This is a genomic window from Salinispora cortesiana, from assembly GCF_000484695.1.
GTDB classification, from domain to species: domain Bacteria; phylum Actinomycetota; class Actinomycetes; order Mycobacteriales; family Micromonosporaceae; genus Micromonospora; species Micromonospora cortesiana.
In genome coordinates this window covers 92,502-113,033 of sequence record NZ_AXVR01000001.1, presented here as the reverse complement: position 1 = coordinate 113,033, position 20,532 = coordinate 92,502, and the positions used below count along the sequence as shown (strand labels likewise).

Annotated in this window: 19 protein-coding genes and 2 pseudogenes; 7 read left to right on the top strand and 14 right to left on the bottom strand. The window is 70.8% G+C overall.

Features of this window, described 5'->3' with window-relative positions:
* Positions 1-32 precede the first annotated feature (32 nt).
* Positions 33-347: a co-chaperone GroES gene (gene groES, locus K228_RS0100615; protein WP_018222648.1), complete on the bottom strand. Its 315-nt coding sequence runs from the start codon at positions 345-347 to the stop codon at positions 33-35.
* 307 nt (positions 348-654) lie between these two features.
* Between groES and K228_RS0100610 the strand changes: the two genes are divergently transcribed.
* Positions 655-1,884, top strand: a complete 1,230-nt coding sequence (locus tag K228_RS0100610) for a class I SAM-dependent methyltransferase (RefSeq protein ID WP_025616655.1) — start codon at positions 655-657, stop codon at positions 1,882-1,884.
* 122 nt (positions 1,885-2,006) lie between these two features.
* Entirely contained in the window at positions 2,007-2,999 is a 993-nt protein-coding gene (locus K228_RS0100605; RefSeq protein WP_245603382.1) for an alpha/beta fold hydrolase, read from the top strand.
* A gap of 198 nt (positions 3,000-3,197) precedes the next feature.
* Here the strand turns inward: K228_RS0100605 and K228_RS0100600 are convergent.
* Together K228_RS0100600 and K228_RS0100595 are read right to left on the bottom strand one after the other, a co-directional pair.
* Positions 3,198-3,936 (bottom strand): annotated as a pseudogene (locus tag K228_RS0100600) (ABC transporter permease).
* A pseudogene (locus tag K228_RS0100595) lies at positions 3,926-4,828 on the bottom strand (ABC transporter ATP-binding protein); the annotation flags it as partial. The pseudogenes K228_RS0100595 and K228_RS0100600, both read right to left, overlap by 11 nt.
* A gap of 85 nt (positions 4,829-4,913) precedes the next feature.
* Here K228_RS0100595 and K228_RS0100590 point away from each other — a divergent pair.
* The 5 genes from K228_RS0100590 to K228_RS0100570 all read left to right on the top strand — a co-directional run bounded on the left by K228_RS0100590 (position 4,914) and on the right by K228_RS0100570 (position 10,333).
* On the top strand, positions 4,914-5,504 hold the full coding sequence (locus K228_RS0100590) for a TetR/AcrR family transcriptional regulator (RefSeq protein WP_025616653.1): 591 nt from the start codon (positions 4,914-4,916) through the stop codon (positions 5,502-5,504).
* Positions 5,505-5,814: 310 nt separating this feature from the next.
* Entirely contained in the window at positions 5,815-6,906 is a 1,092-nt protein-coding gene (locus K228_RS0100585) for a sugar ABC transporter substrate-binding protein (protein ID WP_025616652.1), read from the top strand.
* Between the two features lie 106 nt (positions 6,907-7,012).
* Complete coding sequence (locus K228_RS0100580) at positions 7,013-7,828, top strand: ATP-binding cassette domain-containing protein (RefSeq protein WP_025616651.1); 816 nt, start codon at positions 7,013-7,015, stop codon at positions 7,826-7,828.
* Positions 7,825-9,087, top strand: coding sequence for a sugar ABC transporter permease (locus K228_RS0100575; RefSeq protein ID WP_025616650.1), 1,263 nt, complete (start codon positions 7,825-7,827; stop codon positions 9,085-9,087). Before K228_RS0100580 ends, K228_RS0100575 begins: the two co-directional genes overlap by 4 nt.
* Before the next feature lie 64 nt (positions 9,088-9,151).
* The gene (locus K228_RS0100570; protein WP_025616649.1) at positions 9,152-10,333 is read left to right on the top strand and encodes an ROK family transcriptional regulator; all 1,182 of its coding nucleotides are present in this window, start codon (positions 9,152-9,154) and stop codon (positions 10,331-10,333) included.
* Between the two features lie 33 nt (positions 10,334-10,366).
* Here K228_RS0100570 and K228_RS0100565 read toward each other — a convergent pair whose 3' ends face one another.
* From K228_RS0100565 to glmS, 11 genes are all read right to left on the bottom strand, one after another.
* Positions 10,367-10,621, bottom strand: coding sequence for a hypothetical protein (locus tag K228_RS0100565; RefSeq protein ID WP_025616648.1), 255 nt, complete (start codon positions 10,619-10,621; stop codon positions 10,367-10,369).
* 2 nt (positions 10,622-10,623) lie between these two features.
* Positions 10,624-11,682, bottom strand: coding sequence for a tRNA (adenosine(37)-N6)-threonylcarbamoyltransferase complex transferase subunit TsaD (gene tsaD / locus K228_RS0100560; protein WP_025616647.1), 1,059 nt, complete (start codon positions 11,680-11,682; stop codon positions 10,624-10,626).
* A complete protein-coding gene (gene rimI / locus K228_RS0100555) occupies positions 11,675-12,178 on the bottom strand; it encodes a ribosomal protein S18-alanine N-acetyltransferase (RefSeq protein WP_025616646.1) in 504 nt (167 codons plus the stop codon). Before rimI ends, tsaD begins: the two co-directional genes overlap by 8 nt.
* Positions 12,175-12,852 carry a tRNA (adenosine(37)-N6)-threonylcarbamoyltransferase complex dimerization subunit type 1 TsaB gene (gene tsaB, locus K228_RS0100550; protein ID WP_025616645.1) on the bottom strand — a complete coding sequence of 226 codons (678 nt, stop codon included), beginning with the start codon at positions 12,850-12,852 and terminating at the stop codon, positions 12,175-12,177. Before tsaB ends, rimI begins: the two co-directional genes overlap by 4 nt.
* 55 nt (positions 12,853-12,907) lie before the next feature.
* A complete protein-coding gene (gene ung / locus K228_RS0100545; protein WP_025616644.1) occupies positions 12,908-13,609 on the bottom strand; it encodes a uracil-DNA glycosylase in 702 nt (233 codons plus the stop codon).
* A gap of 154 nt (positions 13,610-13,763) precedes the next feature.
* Positions 13,764-14,273 (bottom strand): tRNA (adenosine(37)-N6)-threonylcarbamoyltransferase complex ATPase subunit type 1 TsaE, encoded by a 510-nt coding sequence (gene tsaE / locus K228_RS0100535; RefSeq protein ID WP_025616643.1) that lies wholly within the window; start codon positions 14,271-14,273, stop codon positions 13,764-13,766.
* Positions 14,270-15,361, bottom strand: coding sequence for an alpha/beta fold hydrolase (locus tag K228_RS0100530; protein WP_025616642.1), 1,092 nt, complete (start codon positions 15,359-15,361; stop codon positions 14,270-14,272). The genes tsaE and K228_RS0100530 overlap by 4 nt, the downstream gene beginning before the upstream one ends.
* A complete protein-coding gene (gene alr, locus K228_RS0100525; protein ID WP_025616641.1) occupies positions 15,358-16,476 on the bottom strand; it encodes an alanine racemase in 1,119 nt (372 codons plus the stop codon). Before alr ends, K228_RS0100530 begins: the two co-directional genes overlap by 4 nt.
* A 21-nt stretch (positions 16,477-16,497) precedes the next feature.
* Positions 16,498-18,003, bottom strand: a complete 1,506-nt coding sequence (locus K228_RS0100520; protein ID WP_025616640.1) for an NAD(P)H-hydrate dehydratase — start codon at positions 18,001-18,003, stop codon at positions 16,498-16,500.
* Positions 18,004-18,049: 46 nt separating this feature from the next.
* A complete protein-coding gene (locus K228_RS0100515; protein ID WP_018252420.1) occupies positions 18,050-18,418 on the bottom strand; it encodes a holo-ACP synthase in 369 nt (122 codons plus the stop codon).
* A 127-nt stretch (positions 18,419-18,545) separates the two neighbouring features.
* Positions 18,546-20,459, bottom strand: a complete 1,914-nt coding sequence (glmS, locus tag K228_RS0100510) for a glutamine--fructose-6-phosphate transaminase (isomerizing) (protein WP_025616639.1) — start codon at positions 20,457-20,459, stop codon at positions 18,546-18,548.
* Between the last annotated feature and the right edge of the window lie 73 nt (positions 20,460-20,532).

Sequence of the window (20,532 nt, the reverse complement as noted above, 5' to 3'; positions counted from 1 at the left end):
GCCGGACCGGGGCGACGACACTGCTCGGTTACCTACTTCTCGATGACCGCGAGGACGTCGCGGGCGGAGAGCACCAGGTACTCCTCGCCGGCGTACTTGACCTCGGTGCCGCCGTACTTCGAGTAGAGGACGGTGTCGCCGACCTTGACGTCGATCGGCACGCGGTTGCCCTTGTCGTCGATCCGGCCCGGGCCGACAGCGAGGACAGTGCCCTCCTGCGGCTTCTCCTTGGCGGTGTCGGGAATCACGATGCCCGACGCCGTGGTGGTCTCAGCCTCATTCGCCTGGACCACGATGCGGTCCTCAAGCGGCTTGATCGCAACCTTGGTCGCGGTAGTCACGGGCATACCCTCCTGGGGTACTTGGTTTCGTTACCGACCGGCAAACCGGCCAGCTCAATCTGCCACATGCCACCGGGCGGGGCCGTCGTCGCGGGTGCCGGTCCGCCTGGCGTTAACCTGCCGGGCACCAGGGCCCGGAGGTTGGCACCCTCAGGTCGAGAGTGCTAATCGCAGGTTATTCCTCGGCTAGCACTCCGTCAAGGAGAGTGCCAACGAACCGCCCAACGCGTCGCGCATACGAGTGAGGTGGGCCGGCACGCGCCCGGCAGCACCCCGACTCCGGACCCCGCGGACCAGCCGGAAGAATGGCGGGGTGGACCTGGGACAGCTGGCGCAGCTCCGTACCCCCACCGGGGCGGCGGCGCTCGCGGCGGCGACCGAGGTGGCCGGGGGTGACCCGCTGGCGGCGGCGGCGGCGCTCCGCTCCGCCGGACTCCCAGCCGACCTGGCCGCGGCGGCGCTGACCCAGGCCGAGCTGCGCCGACGCGCGGTGGCCAAGTTCGGTCCGGTAGCGGCCGACATGTTCTTCACCCGGGCCGGCCTGGAACAGGCCACCCGCCAGGCGGTGGCGCGGCGCCGCGCCGAACGGGTGCTTACCAGTGGCGTCCGCGCCCTGGCCGACCTCGGCTGCGGAATCGGTGCCGACGCGCTCGCCGCCGCCCGGGCCGGGATCCGGGTGTACGGGGTGGAGGCCGACCCACTCACCGCCGCGACCGCCACCGCGAACGCCGAGGCGACCGGACTCGCCGAACGCCTCACCGTCGAACACCGGGACGCGACCACCTTCGATCTCAGCCAGGTTGACGGGGTCTTCTGTGACCCCGCCCGCCGGGCCTCCGGTCGACGGATCTTCGACCCGAACGCCTACTCCCCGCCGTGGGACTTCGTGCTCTCGCTGACCGAACGGGTGCCGCGGACAGTCGTCAAGGTGGCACCCGGCCTGGACCACGCCTTGATCCCACCCGGCGCGGAGGCGGAGTGGGTCAGCGTCAACGGCGACCTGGTCGAGGCGGCCCTGTGGTGCGGCGAGTTCGCGACCGTGGCCCGCCGGGCGACCGTGCTGCGGGAGGAACCGCCGACCGACACCGCCGACCGGGTCGGACCCGCCACACAGCGCACGAGGGTGCACGAGCTGACCAGCTCCCGCGTCGCCGAAGCGCCGGTCGGGCCGGTCCGCCGCTACCTCTACGACCCGGACCCGGCGGTGGTCCGCGCGCACCTCGTCGCCGAGTTGGCCGGCGCCCTCGACGCCACGCTCGCCGACCTGACGATCGCCTACCTGTACGCCGACACTCCCACGCCGACCCCCTTCGCCCGCTGCCTGGAGATCACCGACGTGCTGCCGTTCTCGCTGAAGCGGCTTCGCGCCCTACTGCGGGAGCGGCAGGTCGGCCGGGTGGAGATCCGCAAGCGGGGCTCGGCCCTCGAGCCGGAGAAGCTCCGCCGCGATCTGCGGTTGACCGGCGACCAGCCGGCCAGCCTCGTGCTGACCCGGGTAGCCGGCGCCCCCACGGTGCTGATCTGCCGTCCCGGCCCCGGCTAGGTCGGCGGCGAATTGGCTCAGTCAGGCCAGAAATGAACCAGAATGATGCCCCCATGGCGGCCCGGGAACCCGGAGCGGACCAGAAGTTCACACCGACAGCACGACGCAAGTAAGATTCACGTATGGAACTGTCCTTTTTGAATAGAAGGAAGCTGCTCGGAATCGGCGCCGGATCGGCGGCCGCAGTGGCCCTCGGCACCGGCGCGCAAGCTGCACCGTCGGAGGTGGACGCTCGTAGAAAGCCATCGTCGAGCCACCTCGCGGCCAGTCTTCCAGGATCGTTCACCAGCAATTATGTGCAGACCAACGGCGTACGCCTGCACTACGTCGCTGGCGGCAGCGGAGCACCCCTGATTCTGCTGCACGGCTGGCCGCAGACATGGTGGGAATATCGCGCGGTTATGCCCGATCTCGCCGCAAAATATCGTGTTATCGCCGTGGATCTGCGTGGCGGCGGCGATTCCAGCAAGCCCGAGTCCGGTTATGACAAGAAGACGATGGCGGCCGACATCGCGGGTTTGATTACCGCACTCGGATACACCAAGGCGCATGTCGCTGGGCACGACATCGGGGCCATGGTCGCCTTCAGCCTCGCGGTGAACACGCCCCAGGCCGTGGACAAGCTCGTGATGCTGGATGTCACCCACCCGAACAGCGGATACTACGAGGCCCGCATGCTGCCCGCACCAGGCGCCGGGTTCCACCCGTGGTGGTGGGCCTTTAACCAGGTGAACGGTCTGCCCGAACGCCTCGTCACCGGCCGCTCTCGCTTCCTCATCGACTGGATGTTCGACAGTCTCCTGGTGAACCAGGATACGATCAGTGAATTCGACCGCGCCATCTTCGCCCATGCGTACGCAACGCCGGACGCGATCCGGGGCGGCAACGGCTGGTACAAGACGTTCGGCCAGGACATCATCGACAACGACACGTACGGGCAGATCGCCACGCCGACCCTGGGCCTGGCCTCCCCGGGGTTCTACCCCAGCTTTGCCGCGACCCTCAGCCAGCAGGCGACCAACCTCCAGCTGGCGCAGATCGAGGACACCGGCCACTACTTCATCGACGAACAACCAGCGGCCGTCGTCCAGCATCTGACGGCCTTTCTCGGCTGACCTATGAACACGGGAGCCCGCACATGTCGCGCGGGCTCCCTGAGCCATCCCCCGCTCCGGAGCCGGGCACGAGCTGTTCGAAGTGTCGCTGCGGTTGACCGGCGACCAGCCGGCCAGCCTCGTGCTGACCCGGGTGGACGGCGCCCGCACGGTGCTGATCTGCCGTCCCGGCCCGGGCCAGGTCGGCGGCGGATCGGCTCAGTCGCGTCGGGTCATGATGCGCAGGGTGCTGGCGAAGCCGATGGCGCACCAGGCGACCAGGACCGCGTACGGCGCGGCCGAGATGCCCCCCGGGCCGGCGGTGAGGGAGTCGCGGACCACCTGCGCCAGGTGCTGGAACGGCAGCACCTGCTGGACCGTCTGGAGCCACTCCGGGAGCCGGTCGACGGGAAAGTTGATCGGCGAGAACATCAACGCGATGAAGACGATGAGCTGGGTGACCATGTTCGTCACCGGTGGCGGGGCCGCGTAGGCGATCGCGAGGCCGACAGTGGTCGCGGTGAGCGCGACCAGGACCATCGCGGGCACGGCCAGCCAGCTCACCCGAAGGGCGAGATCGAAACGCAGCACCGCGACCAGCAGCCCGAGGAGTAGCCCCGGCGCCGCGACGAACAACCAGATGGTGACCTCCGAGACAACAACCGCGGTCCGCGGTACGGGCAGCGTCTGGTTGTAGGTGAAGGTGCCCTCGGTCTTCGCGGTGGCGACCAGTTGCGGTGCCATCACCATGCCGATCGTGATCAGGCCCAGGGTCGGCGCCCCGGTGGCGAGGTAGCGCGCGGTGGCCGAGTCGATCTGCGGCAACAGGAACGCGAACCCGAGGACGATCCCCGCCGAGAGGAAGATCTGGACGACCAGCACCAGCGAGAGCCAGTAGCGCAGCCGGATCGCCGACCAGCGCAGCAGGAGCAGACAGCTACGAAATCCAGTGCTGCATCGGGATTGGCCTCCGGGTTTGCGGTCAGGGTGAGGTAGAACTCCTCGAGGCCGACGGGGTTGAGCGAGAAGCGGCTGGTCACCGACGCCGCCCAGGCCAGCGCGGGCTGCGCGTGCTCCGCGGCGAGGGTAATGGTGAGCCGGTCGCCCGCCCGGCTGCTGCGCAGCGCCCAAGCCGGCACCGCCGGTGCCGCGGTCACGCGCACTTCTAGGCGCAACTGCCGGTCGGGAGCCAGCGCGGCCGGCGGGCCGGTGGCGGCGACCCGGCCGTGGTGGAGGACCACCACCGTGTCGATCACCCGTTCGGCCTCGGCGATGTTGTGGGTGACCAGGACGACTCCGTGCCCCGCCGCGGCCAGCTGCCGAACCTGTGCCCAGAGCAGGCGCCGGCGGGCCGGGTCCACGTCGTTGGTGGGCTCGTCCAGCATGATCAGCCGGCCCGGCTCGACGACCGCCATGCAGAACGCGGTGAGCCGGCGCGCTCCGCCGGAGAGGCGTTCGCCGGGCTGGTCCGCCCACTGCTCGATGTCCAGTGCGGCGAGCAGTTCGGCCGTGCGGCGCCGCACCGCCCGGCGGTGACCGCCGCGAATTCTGCCGATGCTCTCGATCGTCTGCCGGACGGTGACACCGGTGAGCGGGGCGTGGGCCTGTGGCTGGAACGAACAGACCGAACGCGCCCAGGCGGGTTCGGCGACCGGGTCTCGGCCGAGCAGGGTGATCGTGCCGCCGGTTGGGCGGGCCAGGCCGACGACCTGGTTCAGCAGGGTGGTCTTGCCGGCGCCGTTGTGTCCGAGCAGGCCGAGGAGTTCGCCGCCGGCTACCGCCAGGCTGATGCCGTCGTTGGCGCGCATCCCACGGCGATAGACCTTGGTCAGGTTGTCGATGTACAGCATGAGGACTTCGAATACCAGCTAGTATCTGGATACCGAACGGTATGCAAGTACTCGGTCGTATGTCAATGGGGTAGGTTCGGTACCCATGGCGGAGCGACTCACCCGTGCGCAGCGACAGGAGCTCACTCGGGCCCGCCTACTGGACGCCGCGGAGGCCCGATTCGGCGACCGCGGAATTCACCAGACCTCACTGGATGAGATCGCCGCCTCCGTCGGCCTCACCAAGGGCGCCATCTACGCGAACTTCAGCAGCAAGAACGACCTCATCGCGGCGATCCTGGAGCGCAGGGTCGGCAGCCACGAAGAACCGCTCCCGATTCAGTCCCTGGCCACCTGGGCGGCGCGCCTCGGCGACAGCTACGAGTCCAATGTGGACAGGGACGAGTCGCGCCGCTTCGCGCTGGCGCTCATCGAGTTCTGGCTCCACGGCATGCGCAACGAACCCGCGCGGGCGCTCCTGGCCCAGTGGTTCCGGACCGCCCGCCAAGCCAACGCCCAGGACGCCGCCACCCTGACCGGCGCCGACCTCCCCCTCCCCGCCGACCAGCTGGCCACCCTGCTCCTGGCGCTCGACATCGGAGTAGGCCTCCAACGTCTACTGGACCCCGAGGCGGTGCCGGCCGAGGTCTACACCGCCGGCGTCGAGGCGATTCTGGGGCGCGAGCACCCGGAGTGACCGGAGCCAACCGGCGGGGTGGCAGCAGGTCGAGCAGCGACCAGCAGGCCGGTCGCGCTCCACGGAGCTGAATCCGCCCCGGCGGGACCAGTGCGGCTGACAGTGGACGGTGGCCACGTGCGATGCCAGCACCGGGCAAGGACGCGGCGGACCGGGCCCGCCAGAACCCGAAGACCACGACGTTGCCGAATTGTTACTGCCGGCAACAAACTCATGACCTCGCCACTCTTGTGCCGTTCGGGGATCGCGGAATACGTTGCCGGGCACAACAAACCATCCCCCAATCCCCCATCTGGAAAGGACCCTGCAGATGCGCAAGGGCTTCCTCGCCGCTGCCGCCGCCGGCCTCCTGGCCACCGGCAGCATGGCGGCCTGTGGCGACAACTCCGCCGACGAGGAGTCGGCCGGCAAGACCCCCAAGGTCGGCGTGATCCTCCCGGACAGCAAGTCCTCCGCCCGCTGGGAGGGCGCGGACCGCAAGTTTCTTGAGGAGGCCTTCAAGGAGGCCGGCGTCGAGGCCGACATCCAGAACGCGCAGGGTGACAAGACCCAGTTCCAGACCATCGCCGACCAGATGATCACCCAGGGGGTCACCGCCCTGATGATCGTCAACCTGGACTCCGGCACCGGTAAGGCCGTTCTCGACAAGGCCAAGTCGCAGGGGGTCGCCACCATCGACTACGACCGCCTGACCCTCGGCGGTTCGGCGGAGTACTACGTCAGCTTCGACAACGAGGCCGTCGGCAAGCTCCAGGGCGAGGGCCTCGTCAAGTGCCTCACCGACGGCGGCGTGCAGAACCCGTCGATCGTGTACCTGAACGGCGCGCCGACCGACAACAACGCCACCCTGTTCAAGAACGGCTACGACTCGGTCCTCAAGCCGAAGTTCGACGCCGGGGAGTACCAGCAGGTTGCGGACGACTCCGTACCGGACTGGGATAACGCGCAGGCCGCCACCATCTTCGAGCAGCAGCTCACCAAGTCCGGCGGCAAGATCGACGGGGTGCTCGCAGCGAACGACGGGCTCGGCAACGCCGCCATCTCGGTGCTGAAGAAGAACAAGCTCAACGGCAAGGTCCCGGTCACCGGCCAGGACGCCACCCCGCAGGGCCTACAGAACATCCTCGCCGGCGACCAGTGCATGACGGTCTACAAGGCGATCAAGCAAGAGGCGGCCGCCGCCGCCGAACTGGCCATCTCGCTGGCCAAGGGGGAGCGGAAGGAGACCGGCCAGACCGTCAAGGACCCGGAGAGCGGCCGGGATGTGCCCGCCGTGCTGCTCACCCCCCAGGCGATCTACAAGGAGAACGTCAAGGACGTCATCGCCGACGGCTTCGTGACCAAGGACGAGGTCTGCACCGAGGCGTACGCCGAACTCTGCGCGAGCGCCGGCATCAGCTGACCTCCGCCGTGGCGACGTCGCCCGGCACGGGCCACCCCGTGCCGGGCGACGTGTCGCCGGATCCGGTGGTACGACGATCTCCCCTCACGTGTGTTAAGGAGTCCCCGTGTCCGCGACCCCCCTGCTGGAGTTGCGCGGGATCGACAAGAGCTTCGGTCCCGTCCAGGTCCTGCGTGATGTCGCTTTCTCCGCCTTCCCCGGGCAGGTGACCGCACTGGTCGGCGACAACGGCGCCGGCAAGTCCACCCTGGTCAAGTGCATCAGCGGCATCTACCCGACCGACGCCGGCGAGTTCCTCTTCAACGGACGCCCGGCGAGCATCCACAACCCCCGCGACGCCGCCGCACTCGGCATCGAGGTCGTCTACCAGGACCTCGCGCTCTGCGACAACCTCGACATCGTGCAGAACATGTTCCTCGGCCGGGAAAAGCGGCACGGCCTGGTACTCGACGAGCCAACCATGGAGCAGATGGCCGCGGACACGCTCGCCGGGCTCTCCGTCCGCACCGTCAAGTCGCTCCGCCAGCAGGTTTCCAGCCTCTCCGGAGGCCAACGGCAGACCGTGGCGATCGCCAAGGCGGTGCTTTGGAACAGCAAGGTCGTCATCCTGGACGAGCCGACCGCCGCGCTCGGGGTCGCGCAGACCGCACAGGTGCTCGAACTGGTTCGCCGGCTGGCCGACAACGGCCTCGCGGTCGTGCTCATCTCCCACAACATGAACGATGTCTTCGCCGTCTCCGACCGGATCGCCGCGCTCTACCTGGGCCAGATGGTCGCCCAGGTGAAGACCACCGACATCACCCACGCCCAGATCGTTGAGCTGATCACCGCCGGCCGCTCCGGTGCGCTCGGGCTCAGCGCGGGCAACGGATCGAACGACACCGGCGGGGAGCCCGCCGCCGCCCCGGGAGCCGCCCGATGACCAGCACCGCCCTCCCCGACCAGGAATCCGTGGCCACCCCCGTCGCCGTGCCCACCCTCACCAGCCACGTGCGCGGCTACCTCAGCCGGGTGCGCGGCGGGGACATCGGTGCCCTGCCCGCCGTCCTCGGCCTGATCGTGCTCTGCACCGTCTTCTCGATCATGCGGCCGTCATTCCTCACCGCCGCCAACTTCGCCAACCTGTTCACCCAGGGGGCAGCGGTCACGCTAATCGCCATGGGGCTGGTCTTCGTCCTGCTGCTCGGCGAGATCGATCTCTCCGCCGGCTTCGCCAGCGGAGTCTGTGCCGCGGTGCTAGCCAACGTGGTCACCGTCCTGGGTTACCCGTGGTACGTCGCGGTGCTCGCCGCTGTCCTCACCGGAGTGTTGATCGGCAGCATGCTCGGGATGCTGGTCGCCAAGATCGGCATTCCATCCTTCGTGGTCACCCTCGCCGGTTTCCTCGCCTTCCAAGGCATCGTGCTGCTGCTGATGGAGGAGGGCAGGAACATCTCGGTCCGCGACCCGGTGCTGGTGGCGATCGCGAACCGCAACCTGCCACCGGCTCTCGGCTGGGCCCTGGCCGGGCTCGCCGTCGCTGGCTACGCCGCGGTCCAGGCGATGCGGTACCGCACCCGCGCGGCCCGGGGCCTGGTCACCGACCCGCTCACCGTGGTCCTCGCCCGGGTCGTCGGACTGGCCACCGTACTCGGCGCGACGGTCTACCTCCTCAACCAGGAACGCAGCTTCAACGTCCTGATCAATTCACTCAAGGGGGTACCGATCGTGGTGCCGCTGATCGCGGTACTGCTGATCACCGGGACCTTCGTACTGCAGCGCACCAGCTACGGCCGGCACATCTACGCGGTCGGTGGCAACAAGGAAGCGGCCCGCCGGGCCGGCATCAACGTCGACCGGATCCGCATCTCCGTCTTCGTCATCTGCTCCGCGATGGCCGCGATCGGCGGCATCGTCGCCGCCAGCCGGGCCAACTCGGTCGACCCGAACACCGGTGGCAGTAACGTACTGCTCTACGCCGTCGGTGCGGCGGTGATCGGTGGCACCAGCCTCTTCGGCGGCAAGGGCCGGGTCCTCGACGCGGTGCTCGGCGGTGCGGTCGTCGCGGTGATCGACAATGGGATGGGTCTGATGGGCTACAGCTCAGGGGTCAAGTACGTGGTAACCGGCGTGGTCCTACTCCTCGCCGCCAGTGTGGACGCGCTGTCCCGGCGCCGGGCCGCCGCCAGCGGCGGCCGTTGACCGGGCCGGCCCGACCAGGCCACCGACGCCGCCCCGCCACCGCACTGAGGAGCAGTACGCCGCGATGCGCGCAGGACCGAGCCAGGACGAGATCCGTCGGCAGAACCTCGGAGCGTTACTGCGGTACGTCCACATGCACGGGGCAACGTCCCGGGCCGAGCTGACCACCACGCTGGGGCTGAACCGCAGCACCATCGGCGCACTCACCACCGACCTCGCCGCGGCCGGCCTGGTGAGCGAGGGGGCGCCGAAGGAAACCGGCCGGGCCGGGCGACCGTCGCTGGTCGTCCGGCCCGAGTCGGCCCGGGTGCACGCCTACGCGTACAGCATCGAGGTGGACCGGCTGCGAGCCGCGCGGGTCGGTCTCGGCGGCGGGGTGCTCGACCGTCGGGAACTGGCGCGTCCGCGCGGCATCACCGCCGCCGAAGCCGCGCCGTTGCTGGCCCGGGCGGCGCGGGAGATGCAACAGTCCGTCCCCGCCGACGCGATCTGCGTCGGCGCGGGCGTCGCCGTCTGCGGTCTGGTCCGTCGAGCCGACGGACTGGTCCGGCTCGGCCCCACGATGGGCTGGGTGGACGAGCCGATCGGTGCGGCGATCGGTGCGGAGCTGGGGCCGGACGTTCCAGTCGTCGTCGGCAACGTCGCCGACGTGGCGGCCTTCGCCGAACACACCCGCGGCGCCGCCACCGGCTGCGACAACCTGATCTACCTGTACGGCGATGTCGGCGTCGGCGCCGGCATCATCACCGGCGGGCGTCGGCTGACCGGACACGGCGGCTACGGCGGCGAAGTCGGGCACATGGTGGTCCGACGAGACGGCACCCGCTGCGAGTGTGGGTCGCGCGGCTGCTGGGAGACCGAGATCGGCGAACACGGTCTGCTGCAGGCCGCCGGCCGCTCCGACACCCAGGGCCGAGACGCGGTGCTGGCCGTCTTCGACGCCGCCGACCGGGGCGACGCCCGCGCCCAGACCGCGGTCCGCACCGCCGGAGACTGGCTCGGCTTCGGCGTGGCCAACCTGGTCAACATCTTCAACCCGGAGTTGGTCATCTTCGGCGGTGCCATGCGGGACCTCTACCTGGCCGCCGCCGCCCAGGTGCGTAGCCGGCTCAACGCCAGCGCACTGCCCGCCTGTGTGGAACACGTCCGGCTGCGCACACCCAAGCTCGGCGACGACGCCGCCCTGATCGGCGCGGCCGAGCTCGCCTTCGAACGGCTCCTCGCCGACCCGCTCGACGTCAGCTGAGCCCCGTCCTGGGGTGAACTGATCGACGCCGGGTCAGCGATCGACCGGCGTAAAGTCCCAGGAGTACGGGGGACGCGCGAGCAGGGTCACCGGCGGGTCGGGCAGGGGACGGGGGTTGCCCCGCCACTTCGAGATCACCACGACCCGGTGGTCGGTGGAGGAGAAGACCTCGCTCGAGACGTGCAACGGGTCGTGTTCAAACTCCGGCAGGGCGGTCTCGCACACCCAGGTGATCAGGTCGGCCATCCCGTACGGCTCGGCCCGTACCTCCCACATCCGCACGATCATGTCTACTCCTCCCCGGTAACACTGACTGTCGTCAGTGGCATCGCCGAATCGGCGGGCAGGTCCAGGCGGCTCGGCGCGACACCGGCGGCGACCAGGTGTGAGCCGAGCGCGGCGACCATCGCGCCGTTGTCCGTACACAACTTCGGGCGGGGCGTTCGCACCCGGATGTCGTACTTCGCCGCGCGTTGCTCGGCCATCGCCCGCAGCCGTGAGTTGGCCGCCACTCCGCCCCCAATCACCAGGGTCTGCACCCCGCTCGACCGGCAGGCATCCAGCGCCTTCCCGATCAGCACGTCGCAAACCGCCTCCTGGAAGGAGGCCGCGACATCGGCAACCGGGATCGGCTCGCCGGCCCGCTGCCGACGCTCCACCCAACGCGCCACCGCGGTCTTCAAGCCGGAGAAGGAGAAGTCGTAACGGTGCGCCGCCAGGTCCTTGGCCTCGGTCAGTCCCCGGGGAAACGCGATGGCCGCCGGGTCGCCGACGCGGGCCTCTCGGTCAATGTACGGGCCACCTGGGAAGGCCAGCCCGAGGAGGCGGGCGACCTTGTCGAACGCCTCGCCGGCCGCGTCGTCGATCGTGGCACCGAGCGGGGTGACACCGTGGGCCAGGTCGTCAACCAGCAGCAGCGACGAGTGCCCGCCCGACACCAGCAGGGCAATCGCCGGCTCGGGCAGCGGCCCGTGTTCCAGGGTGTCCACCGCGACGTGGGCCGCCAAATGGTTTACGCCGTACACTGGCTTGTCGGCGGCGACCGCGTAGCCCTTGGCCGCGGCGACCCCGACCAGCAGCGCCCCAGCCAGACCGGGACCGGAGGTTACCGCGATCGCATCCACGTCGGCGAGCGTCACCCCCGCCTCCGTCAACGCCCGGTCCATGGTCGGGACGATCGCCTCCAGGTGGGCCCGGCTGGCCACCTCCGGCACCACCCCGCCGAACCGGGCATGTTGCTCGACGCTGCTGGCCAGCGCGTCGGCGAGCAGCGTGTGCCCCCGGACAACACCGACCCCGGTCTCGTCGCAGGACGTCTCGATCCCCAGGACCAGGGGTTCGTCAGCCATCGGTCAACTCCTCGTCCCGGCGCATGACCAACGCGTCGGTGTTGCTCGGCTGGTAGTACCCGCGCCGCACCCCGATCGCCTCGAAGCCATGCGCCGCGTAAAGCTTCTGCGCCGGGGCATTGTCCGCGGCCACCTCCAGCAGGGTGCCGCGGACCCGCAGCCGCGCCGCCTCGGCCAACAACGCGCCCAGCAGCAGCCGCCCGACCCCCCGCCGCTGCGCCGACCGGCGGACGGCGATGTTCTGCACCCACGCCTCCTCGCCAGCGACAGCGGTGAGCCCCGCGTAGCCGAGCAGGACTTCCCCCTCGGTCGCCACCAGGTAGTGGTGCCCGTTGGCGAGCTCGTTCCAGAACATGGCGGCCGACCACTGCTCGACGCCGAAGAGCTCCGCCTCGATCGGCAGCACCTCGGCAATGTGCCACCAGCGGAACCGCTCCAGCTGGAGGCCGCTCCCGGCGCCACCCGGTTCGCCGCGGCGGTTCGCTCCCCTGCTCACGGCAGGACCGGCTTGCGGCCTGCCGCCGCGACCGCGTCCGGGCGTCGCAGGTAGAGCGGGGTGAGCGGCTCACCGGGGGCACCGGCGGCGATCCGCTCGGCCGCGAGCTGCGCCAGGGCCACCGGCATCGGGTAGCGGGGCTCGTCGGCGACCGGCAACTCCAGCGTCGCCGCGTACCGGTGCGCGCCGTCGCCGATCGCAGCGACAACCGCCAGGTCACGGGCGCGCGCGGCGGCGATCGCCGGAGCGGAGACCTCGGGGCCAACGATCCGTTGGCCGGCCCCGTCGTACACCGCCCAGTAGATCTCCCGGCGACGCGCATCGGTCGCCGCCAGGACCGGCTCACCAGCGGCGGCCGGGAAGCCGACGGCGTCCAGCGAACAGACCCCGTAGGTCGGCACGCCGAGCGCCTGCCCCATCGTGGCAGCGGTGACCAGCCCCACCCGCAGCCCGGTGAACGGGCCCGGTCCGAGGCCGGCGACGATCGCTCCGAGAGCGGAGGGGCGCACACCGAGGTCGGCCAGCACCGCGTCAACCTGTGGGGCGAGCAGCTCGCCGTGGGCTCGGGCGTCAACGGCGCAGCGCTGCGCCCGCACCTCGACGCCGGCCGCCGTGACCTCCACCAGCGCGGCGATCACCGCGGGGGTCGAGCTGTCCACCACCAGTACGAGCACGGTGAACCAGCCTAGCCGCCCGGCTGCCGGACCTGGCCCCGCCCCGGCAGAGCGCTCAGCCGGCGGCGCGTTCCCAATCGATCGTCGGCAGACCGGCGTCGGCGAGCGCCTTGTTGGCCGCGCTGAACGGGCGACTGCCCAGGAACCCCCGCGGGTTCATCGGGCTGGGATGTCCCGCCTCCAGCACCACGTGGCTCGGGTTTGTCACCAAAGCCGCCTTCTTCCGGGCATACCCGCCCCAGAGCAGGAAGACCACCCGGTGCTCCACCGCGTTCAGCGCCCGAATCGTCGCGTCGGTGAACTCCTCCCAGCCGCGCTTGGCGTGGGAGCCGGGGCTGGCCTCGCGGACCGTCAGCACCGAGTTGAGCAGCAGCACACCCTGCGCGGCCCAGCCGCCCAGATTTCCACCGGCCGGCCTCGGCACGCCCAGGTCGGCGCCGAGCTCCTTGAAGACGTTGCGCAGTGAGGGCGGCGTCGCCACCCCCGGGCGGACGCTGAAGCTCAGCCCGTGCGCCTGCCCGGCCCGGTGATAGGGATCCTGGCCGAGGATCACCGCCCGGGTCTCCGTCGGCGGGCAGAGCTGGTAGGCCGAGAAGAGGTCGGCCATGGGCGGGAAGACGGTCTGGGTGGCGTACTCCTGGGCGACGAAACCGGCGAGTGCCGCCGTACGCGCCGGGTCGAGTTGCGAAGCGAGCGCGGACCGCCACCCCGGTGGCAGCAGGGCCAGCAGGTCCAGGGTGGGTGCGTCGTCGGGCATCAGCGGCCTTTCCGGTCGGGGTGTCCCGCGCACTCTAGTCGCCGGTTGTGACAGCGCCGGCCGCATCCTCGCCCCACCGAGCGAGGCTACTCCAGGTCGCCACCGCGACCCCAACCATGACGACCACCTCCCGCAGGGGGACCGGTCGATTCTGTCAGCTGTCGATGAATCCGGGGGTGCCGGTCAACCGGGCAGACCAGTCGCCACCGACCGGTTCCAGGTCGACCGACCGGGTGTCGTCGTCCCGACGGTCGATCCGGACCCACAGGTGCGCCGCGACGAGGTGCTCGGCAAGCCCTTCGCCCCACTCGACCACGGTCACCGCCTCGTCCACCGACGCGTCCAGGTCCAGGTCGTCAATCTCCGCGCGGGGGTCGCTCGCATCGCCCAGGCGATACGCGTCGGCGTGCACGAGGGGCACCGAGCCGCCCCGAATCGGATCGGGCTGGTGTACCCGCGCGATCACGAAGGTGGGAGAGGTGACCGCCCCGGCCACCCCCAGACCGGCGCCGATGCCCTGGGTGAGGGCCGTCTTGCCGGCACCGAGGGGGCCCGTCAGCAGCAGCAGGTCCCCCGCTCGGAGGAGGCCGGCCAACCGGCGGCCGAAGGCGTGCGTGTCCGCCACGGTCGGCAGGGTGAATCGGATCGGCCTTCCGGGATTCACAGCTCCTCCAGGAACCGGGTCAACGCCGCGTTCACCTCGTCGGCGTGCTCCAACATCACCACATGCCCGCTGTCGGGAATCTTGACGAACTCGGCGTGCGGCAGCCGCCGGACGATCTCCTCCGAGTGCGCCACCGGCGTGATCATGTCTTTCTCGCCGACCAGCACCAGCACCGGCGCACTGGCGAGCGCGGCCAACGCCGGAAACCGGGAGTGGGTGGCGAGCGTTCGCAGGTAGCGGGTGACGGTGTCGGCGGAGGTCCGGGAATTCATCTCCTCGACGTAGGAGACCAGAGCCGGGCTGGGCTGACCGGTGCCGAAGCCATACCGGCGGGTGAGCAGCCAGGACACGTTGGAGGTGGATCGACGCGCCCGGTCGATCACCGGGCGCCCGTAGCGGGCGGCGTTGCTCATCATGTGCAGCACCGGCGGACCGACCCGCCCCAGCAGCGCCGGGGCGACCAGCTTGGTCTCGGCGAGCAGCCCACCCGAGGTGGCCAGCAGCACGGTACCCACCACCCGGTCCCCGAACAGCTCCGGGAAGAGTTCCGCGAACGCCATGATGGTCATGCCACCCATCGAGTGGCCGACCAGCACCAGCGGGCCCTCCGGCGCGGTCCGGTCGATCACCGCGCGCAGCGTCCGACCGAGCGCGGTCAGGTCGTACTCGCCGGTTTCCAGCTGGCCGGAGCGTCCGTGCCCCGGCTGGTCGTACGCCACGATCCGGTGCTCGCCCCAGGCGGTGAGCAGCTTGCGCTGGAAGTGGAAGGTCCCCTGGTCCAGGCAGAACCCGTGCACCAGCACGATGGTGGGGTTCCCGCTGACCGGCCGGGCCGGCTCGACCACCTCCACGTGGATGTCGGTGCCGTCCGGCATCTCCACCTGCAACGCCTCGTCGAACCGCTGCGCACCGAATTCCTCGCTGGCGTAGCGGTCGGTGGGGTCGGCCTTTAGCCGACGGACCAGCGCGCGTTCGGTCGCGACGCCGGCGACGAGACCGGCGGCCGCGACACCGACGGCGGCCAACGCGCCGATCGCGGCCCGGGGGTGGCTGGTTCGGGGCAGCGGAACCCGGAACCGGGACGTCACGGACGCTCGCCGTCGTAGCAGCGGGGCACCCGGGTGCTGCCGAATCGGGTGACGATCTCGTAGTTGATCGTGCCGACCGCCTCGGCCCAGTCGTCGGCGGTGGGCTCCCCGTCCCGTCCGGCACCGAAGAGGGTGGCCACGTCCCCCGGCGCGACCGAGTCATCGCCACAGTCGAGCACGAACTGGTCCATGCAGACCCGGCCGGAGATGGTCCGCCGGACGCCGCCGAGCTGAACCGGGCCGCTGTTGGAGGCGTCCCGGGGAACCCCGTCGGCGTACCCGAGTGGAATCACGGCGAGATTGCTCGCCCGCTCGGTGGTGTACGTGTGGCCGTAGGAGACCCCGGCCCCCGCCGGGACCTGCTTGGTGAGCATCACCCGGGCCCGGGCGGTCATAGCCGGTCGCAGGCCGAAGCGCTCCCCGGCCACCGGCGAGAGCCCGTAGATGGCCAGCCCGGGACGGACCAGGTCGAAGTGGGCATCCGGCCGCGTCAGCGTGGCCGCCGAGTTGGCCAGGTGGCGGTAGCGCGGGCGCAGCCCCGCCTTCTCCACCATGCTCAGCCCCTCGTGGAAGACGGCGAGCTGCCGGTCGGTGGTCGGATGTCCCGGCGCGTCGGCGTACACGAAGTGGCTCCACACCCCCACCACCTCGACCGCGCCGTCAGCCTGCGCCTTCGCCGCGGCATCGAGCAGCTCCGGCCACTGCGAGACAGTCGCGCCGCCCCGGGACAATCCAGTGTCGAGCTTGAGGTGCAGTCGGGCTGGACGCCCGGCCACCCGGCCCGCCTCGACCATCTCGTCGAGCTGCGCCACGCTGGCCACACCGAGGTCAACGCCGGCCAGCACGCCTTCGTGTAACGGCAGGCCCGGCGCGAGCAGCCAGGCCAGGATCGGCACGCTGATCCCTGCCCGGCGCAGGGTGAGCGCCTCGTCGAGGGTGCAGACACCGAGCCAGTCGGCACCACCATCCAGCGCGGCGTGGGCGGCCGGGACCATGCCATGGCCGTACCCGTCCGCCTTGACCACCGCCATCAACTCGGCGGCGCTACCGGAGCGCAACCAACTCACGTTCTCACGGATCGCGTCAAGGTCGACGCGTACCTCGGCCTGCCACATGCCCCCAGCCTACTGAGTTGATCAGGAGTTGGGCCCAGGCAAGGTCGATCCACCGATCCACCCAAGCCCGGCCAGCACCGGACGCAGGGCGGCGGCGACGTCGGGCGAGGTCACCGGGCCGCCCTGCGCTGCCTCCCGACCGGCGAGCCCGTGCAGGTAGGCCGCCGCGGCGGCGGCCCGCTCCGGGCCGAGACCCGCGGCGAGCAACGAGCCGAGCAGCCCGGCCAGCACATCGCCCGTACCGCCGGTGGCCAGGGCCGCGGTCCCGGTCTGGTTGACATAGACCCGGCCGTCTGGCGTACCGATCACCGTCCGGTCGCCCTTGAGTAGCACCACGGCGTTCATCCAGGCAGCCAGGCGTAGCGCGGCAGCGACCCGGTCGTCGCCGGGAGTCTCGCCACAGAGCCGGGCGAACTCCCGATCATGCGGGGTGACCACAACCGGCGCATCCCGCCGCCGGAGCTGGTCGGCGAGGGAGCCGTCACCGAGCAGGGTCAGCGCATCCGCGTCGAGCACCGCCGGCACCGGTGCCGCGAGTACCGCCCGCAGTTCGCCAGCCGCCTCGGCACCGGTACCCAGCCCGGAGCCGCACACCCACGCCTGCACCCGACCGGCGTCGGCGACCCGGTCGGTAGCGATCACCGAAGGGTGTTCGCGCAACACCTCCGCCCGGGCGCTGCCGGCGTAGCGAACCAGGCCGGTCGGACCGACCAACGCACCGGCGACGGAGAGCACCGCGGCTCCGGGGTAGACGGCCGAGCCGGTGGCGACACCGACCACGCCCCGGCTGTACTTCTCCGCCGCCGGTCCGGGCCGGGGCCACCAGTGGGTCACATCCGCCCGCTCGGTCACCTGCAGCGCGGCAGTGCCACGCAGCCAGGGCTCGAGCCCGATGTGGACCAACTCAACCTGGCCGGCCAACGGCGCCGCCGCTCCCACTACCAGCGCGGGCTTCAGGGCACCGAAGGTCACCGTGACATCGGCGTGGATCGCGGCCGGTTGACCAGCCGCGGTCAGCGGCACCCGCCCGGTATCGACCGACACCCCACTTGGCACGTCCACCGCGACCACTGTCGCCCGCTCACCGGCTCGCCCGCGACACCGCGCCAGGCCCGCCGCGAGCTGCGCTGCCGGTGCCCGGAGCCCACCGCTGCCACCAATCCCGACGATGCCGTCGAGCACCAGGTCCACCCGGCCCGGTGGGCGGTCAACCAGCCGGCCGCCGGCGGCCCGCAGCGCCGCCAACGCCTCGGCGTGCGCCCGGTCCGGAGCCAGTAACAGCGCCGACACCGCCGCCCCGCGCCGGGCCAGCCGGGCGCCGGCGAAGAGTGCGTCGCCGCCGTTGTCGCCCGAGCCGACCAGCAGCAGCACCGGGGCACCGTAGACGCCACCCCGGTCGGCGAGAAGAAGCGCACAGCGTCGGGCGAGCCCCGCAGCGGCCCGCTGCATCAGCGTCCCGGGTGGGAGGGTCGCCATCAAGCCCGCCTCGGCGGCGCGCACGTCCGCCACCCGCCACACCGGTCTCATCCCACTCCGTCCCCGTGCCCGCGACTCGGTCGGGGCACGCCACCGATCAGCGTTCCGCGACCACCATGGCCGACGCGATCCCCCCGTCGTGCGACAGCGACAGGTGCCACCGGTTGGCCCCCCGCTCGACCGCCGCGGCGGCGACCGTGCCGGAGACGGTCAACCACGGCCGGCCGTCCGGATCCGGCACGATCTCGCAGTCGTGCCAGCTCAGCCCGCTCGGCGCACCGAGCGCCTTGGCCACCGCCTCCTTCGCCGCGAAGCGGGCGGCGAGCGACTCGGGCGAACGGGGGTTACCAGAACGGGTGTACCGCTCGGCTTCGGTGAAGAGCCGGTCGGCGAGCAGCGGCGTCCGGGTCAGTGCCCGGGCGAACCGCTCCACCAGGACCACGTCGATGCCGACCCCGACGATCATGCGCCCACCCTACCGGCGCGGTGCCCCGCGCGTGCTGCCGTTGCCTCCACTCGGGACACCCCGCCGGGCCGCCAAACGTGGGCACGTCGGCCGGCGCGCCCACGGCACTTCCGGCGACCCTCGGTACTCACTCGACCGTAACGGACTTCGCCAGGTTGCGGGGCTGGTCAACGTCGTGGCCCCGAGCGGCGGCGATCTCCGCGGCGAAGACCTGCAACGACACGGTGGTCACCAGCGGCGCGAGCAGGGTCGGCGTGCGCGGTACGTAGATCAGGTGGTCGGCGTACCGGACGACAGACTCGTCCCCCTCCTCCGCGATCACGATAGTCCGGGCGCCCCTGGCCCGCACCTCCTGAATGTTGGAGACGATCTTGTCGTGCAGCATGCCGCGGCCGATCGGCGACGGCACGATGCAGATCACCGGGGTGCCCTCGTCGATGAGGGAGATCGGGCCGTGCTTCAGCTCCCCCGCGGCGAAGCCCTCGGCGTGCATGTACGCCAGTTCCTTGAGCTTCAGCGCACCCTCCAGGGCCACCGGGTATCCGACGTGTCGGCCGATGAAGAGCACGGTCGGCTCGGACTTCAGTTCGCGGGCCAGCTCCCGCACCGGCTCGATCCGCCCCAGCAGCTCGCGCAGCTTGCCCGGCACCTCCTGGAGCTGCGACACCACCGCGGCGACCTCGTCGGCGAACTTGATCCCGCGCACCTGGGCCAGGTGCAGGCCGATCAGATAGCAGGCGACGAGCTGGGTCAGAAACGCCTTGGTGGAGGCGACCGCGATCTCCGGTCCACCGTGGGTGTAGAGGACCGCGTCGGACTCCCGGGGAATGGTGGAGCCGTTGGTGTTGCAGATCGCCAGGACGCGCGCCTTCTGCTCCTTGGCGTGCCGCAGCGCCATCAGGGTGTCCATCGTCTCGCCGGACTGCGAGATCACCACGATGAGGGTGGACCGGTCGAGAACCGGGTCGCGATAGCGGAACTCGCTGGCCAGCTCCACCTCGCAGGGGATCCGGGTCCAGTGCTCGATGGCGTACTTCGCCACCATTCCGGCATGGTACGAGGTGCCGCAGGCGACGATGAAGATCTTGTCCACGTCCCGCAGGTCCTGGTCGCTGAGGCGGACCTCGTCGAGCATGATCTCGCCGGTCTCGGTGAGCCGACCCAGCAGCGTGTCTGCGACGGCCTGCGGCTGCTCCGCGATCTCCTTGAGCATGAACCAGTCGTAGCCGCCCTTCTCCGCGGCGGAGGAGTCCCAGTCGATGTGGAAGTCCTTGCCGGTGGCGGGCTGGCCGGCGAAGTCGGTGATCTCGATGCTGTCGGCGGTGATCAGGACGATCTGATCCTGACCCAGCTCGATCGCTTCGCGGGTGTGCTCGATGAACGCCGCGACGTCGCTCGCCAGGTAGTTCTCGCCGTCGCCCCGGCCGACGACCAGGGGTGAGTTGCGCCGCGCACCGACCACCGCGCCCGGGACGCCGGCATCCACGGCGAGCAGGGTGAAGGCGCCCTCCAGGCGCTGGCAGACGACCCGCATGCCGGCGGCGAGCAGCTGCGGCCCCTCCGGATGCCCGGCGGAACGCAGGTCGGCGAGGGCCTCGGCGAGCAGGTGCGCGGTGCACTCGGTGTCGGTGTCGCTGACGAACTGGACCCCGTCGGCCTCCAGCTCGGCGCGCAGCTTCGCGAAGTTCTCGATGATGCCGTTGTGAATCACCGCGACCCGCCCGTCCGGGGAGAGGTGCGGGTGGGCGTTGCGGTCGGTGGGGCCACCATGGGTGGCCCAACGGGTGTGGCCGATCCCGGTGACCCCGTCCCCGATCCCGATCGGGGACGCGGCGCAGGCCTCCGGATCCCGTGCGGACCGCTCGGCGAGGACCTTCTCCAGGTTGGCCAACTTGCCGGCCTTCTTCTCCGCCAACAGCTCATCCGCGCAGATGACGGCGACCCCGGCCGAGTCGTAGCCGCGGTACTCCAGCCGTCGCAGCCCATCGAGCACAATGCCGAGCGCCGGACGCGCACCGGCGTAACCCACGATTCCACACATGGGTCGCAGCCTAACCCAGTTTCACTCACCGGTGGTGCTCAGAAGACGGGTAAACAAGCAGCAACCTTGAGCG

Coding starts and splice junctions, on each gene's coding strand:
- groES (WP_018222648.1), bottom strand. CDS start 347: ATGCCCGTGACTACCGCGACCAAGGTTGCGATCAAGCCGCTTGAGGAC.
- K228_RS0100605 (WP_245603382.1), top strand. CDS start 2,007: ATGGAACTGTCCTTTTTGAATAGAAGGAAGCTGCTCGGAATCGGCGCC.
- K228_RS0100590 (WP_025616653.1), top strand. CDS start 4,914: ATGGCGGAGCGACTCACCCGTGCGCAGCGACAGGAGCTCACTCGGGCC.
- K228_RS0100585 (WP_025616652.1), top strand. CDS start 5,815: ATGCGCAAGGGCTTCCTCGCCGCTGCCGCCGCCGGCCTCCTGGCCACC.
- K228_RS0100575 (WP_025616650.1), top strand. CDS start 7,825: ATGACCAGCACCGCCCTCCCCGACCAGGAATCCGTGGCCACCCCCGTC.
- K228_RS0100570 (WP_025616649.1), top strand. CDS start 9,152: ATGCGCGCAGGACCGAGCCAGGACGAGATCCGTCGGCAGAACCTCGGA.
- K228_RS0100565 (WP_025616648.1), bottom strand. CDS start 10,621: ATGATCGTGCGGATGTGGGAGGTACGGGCCGAGCCGTACGGGATGGCC.
- tsaD (WP_025616647.1), bottom strand. CDS start 11,682: ATGGCTGACGAACCCCTGGTCCTGGGGATCGAGACGTCCTGCGACGAG.
- ung (WP_025616644.1), bottom strand. CDS start 13,609: ATGCCCGACGACGCACCCACCCTGGACCTGCTGGCCCTGCTGCCACCG.
- alr (WP_025616641.1), bottom strand. CDS start 16,476: ATGTGGCAGGCCGAGGTACGCGTCGACCTTGACGCGATCCGTGAGAAC.
- K228_RS0100520 (WP_025616640.1), bottom strand. CDS start 18,003: ATGAGACCGGTGTGGCGGGTGGCGGACGTGCGCGCCGCCGAGGCGGGC.
- K228_RS0100515 (WP_018252420.1), bottom strand. CDS start 18,418: ATGATCGTCGGGGTCGGCATCGACGTGGTCCTGGTGGAGCGGTTCGCC.
- glmS (WP_025616639.1), bottom strand. CDS start 20,459: ATGTGTGGAATCGTGGGTTACGCCGGTGCGCGTCCGGCGCTCGGCATT.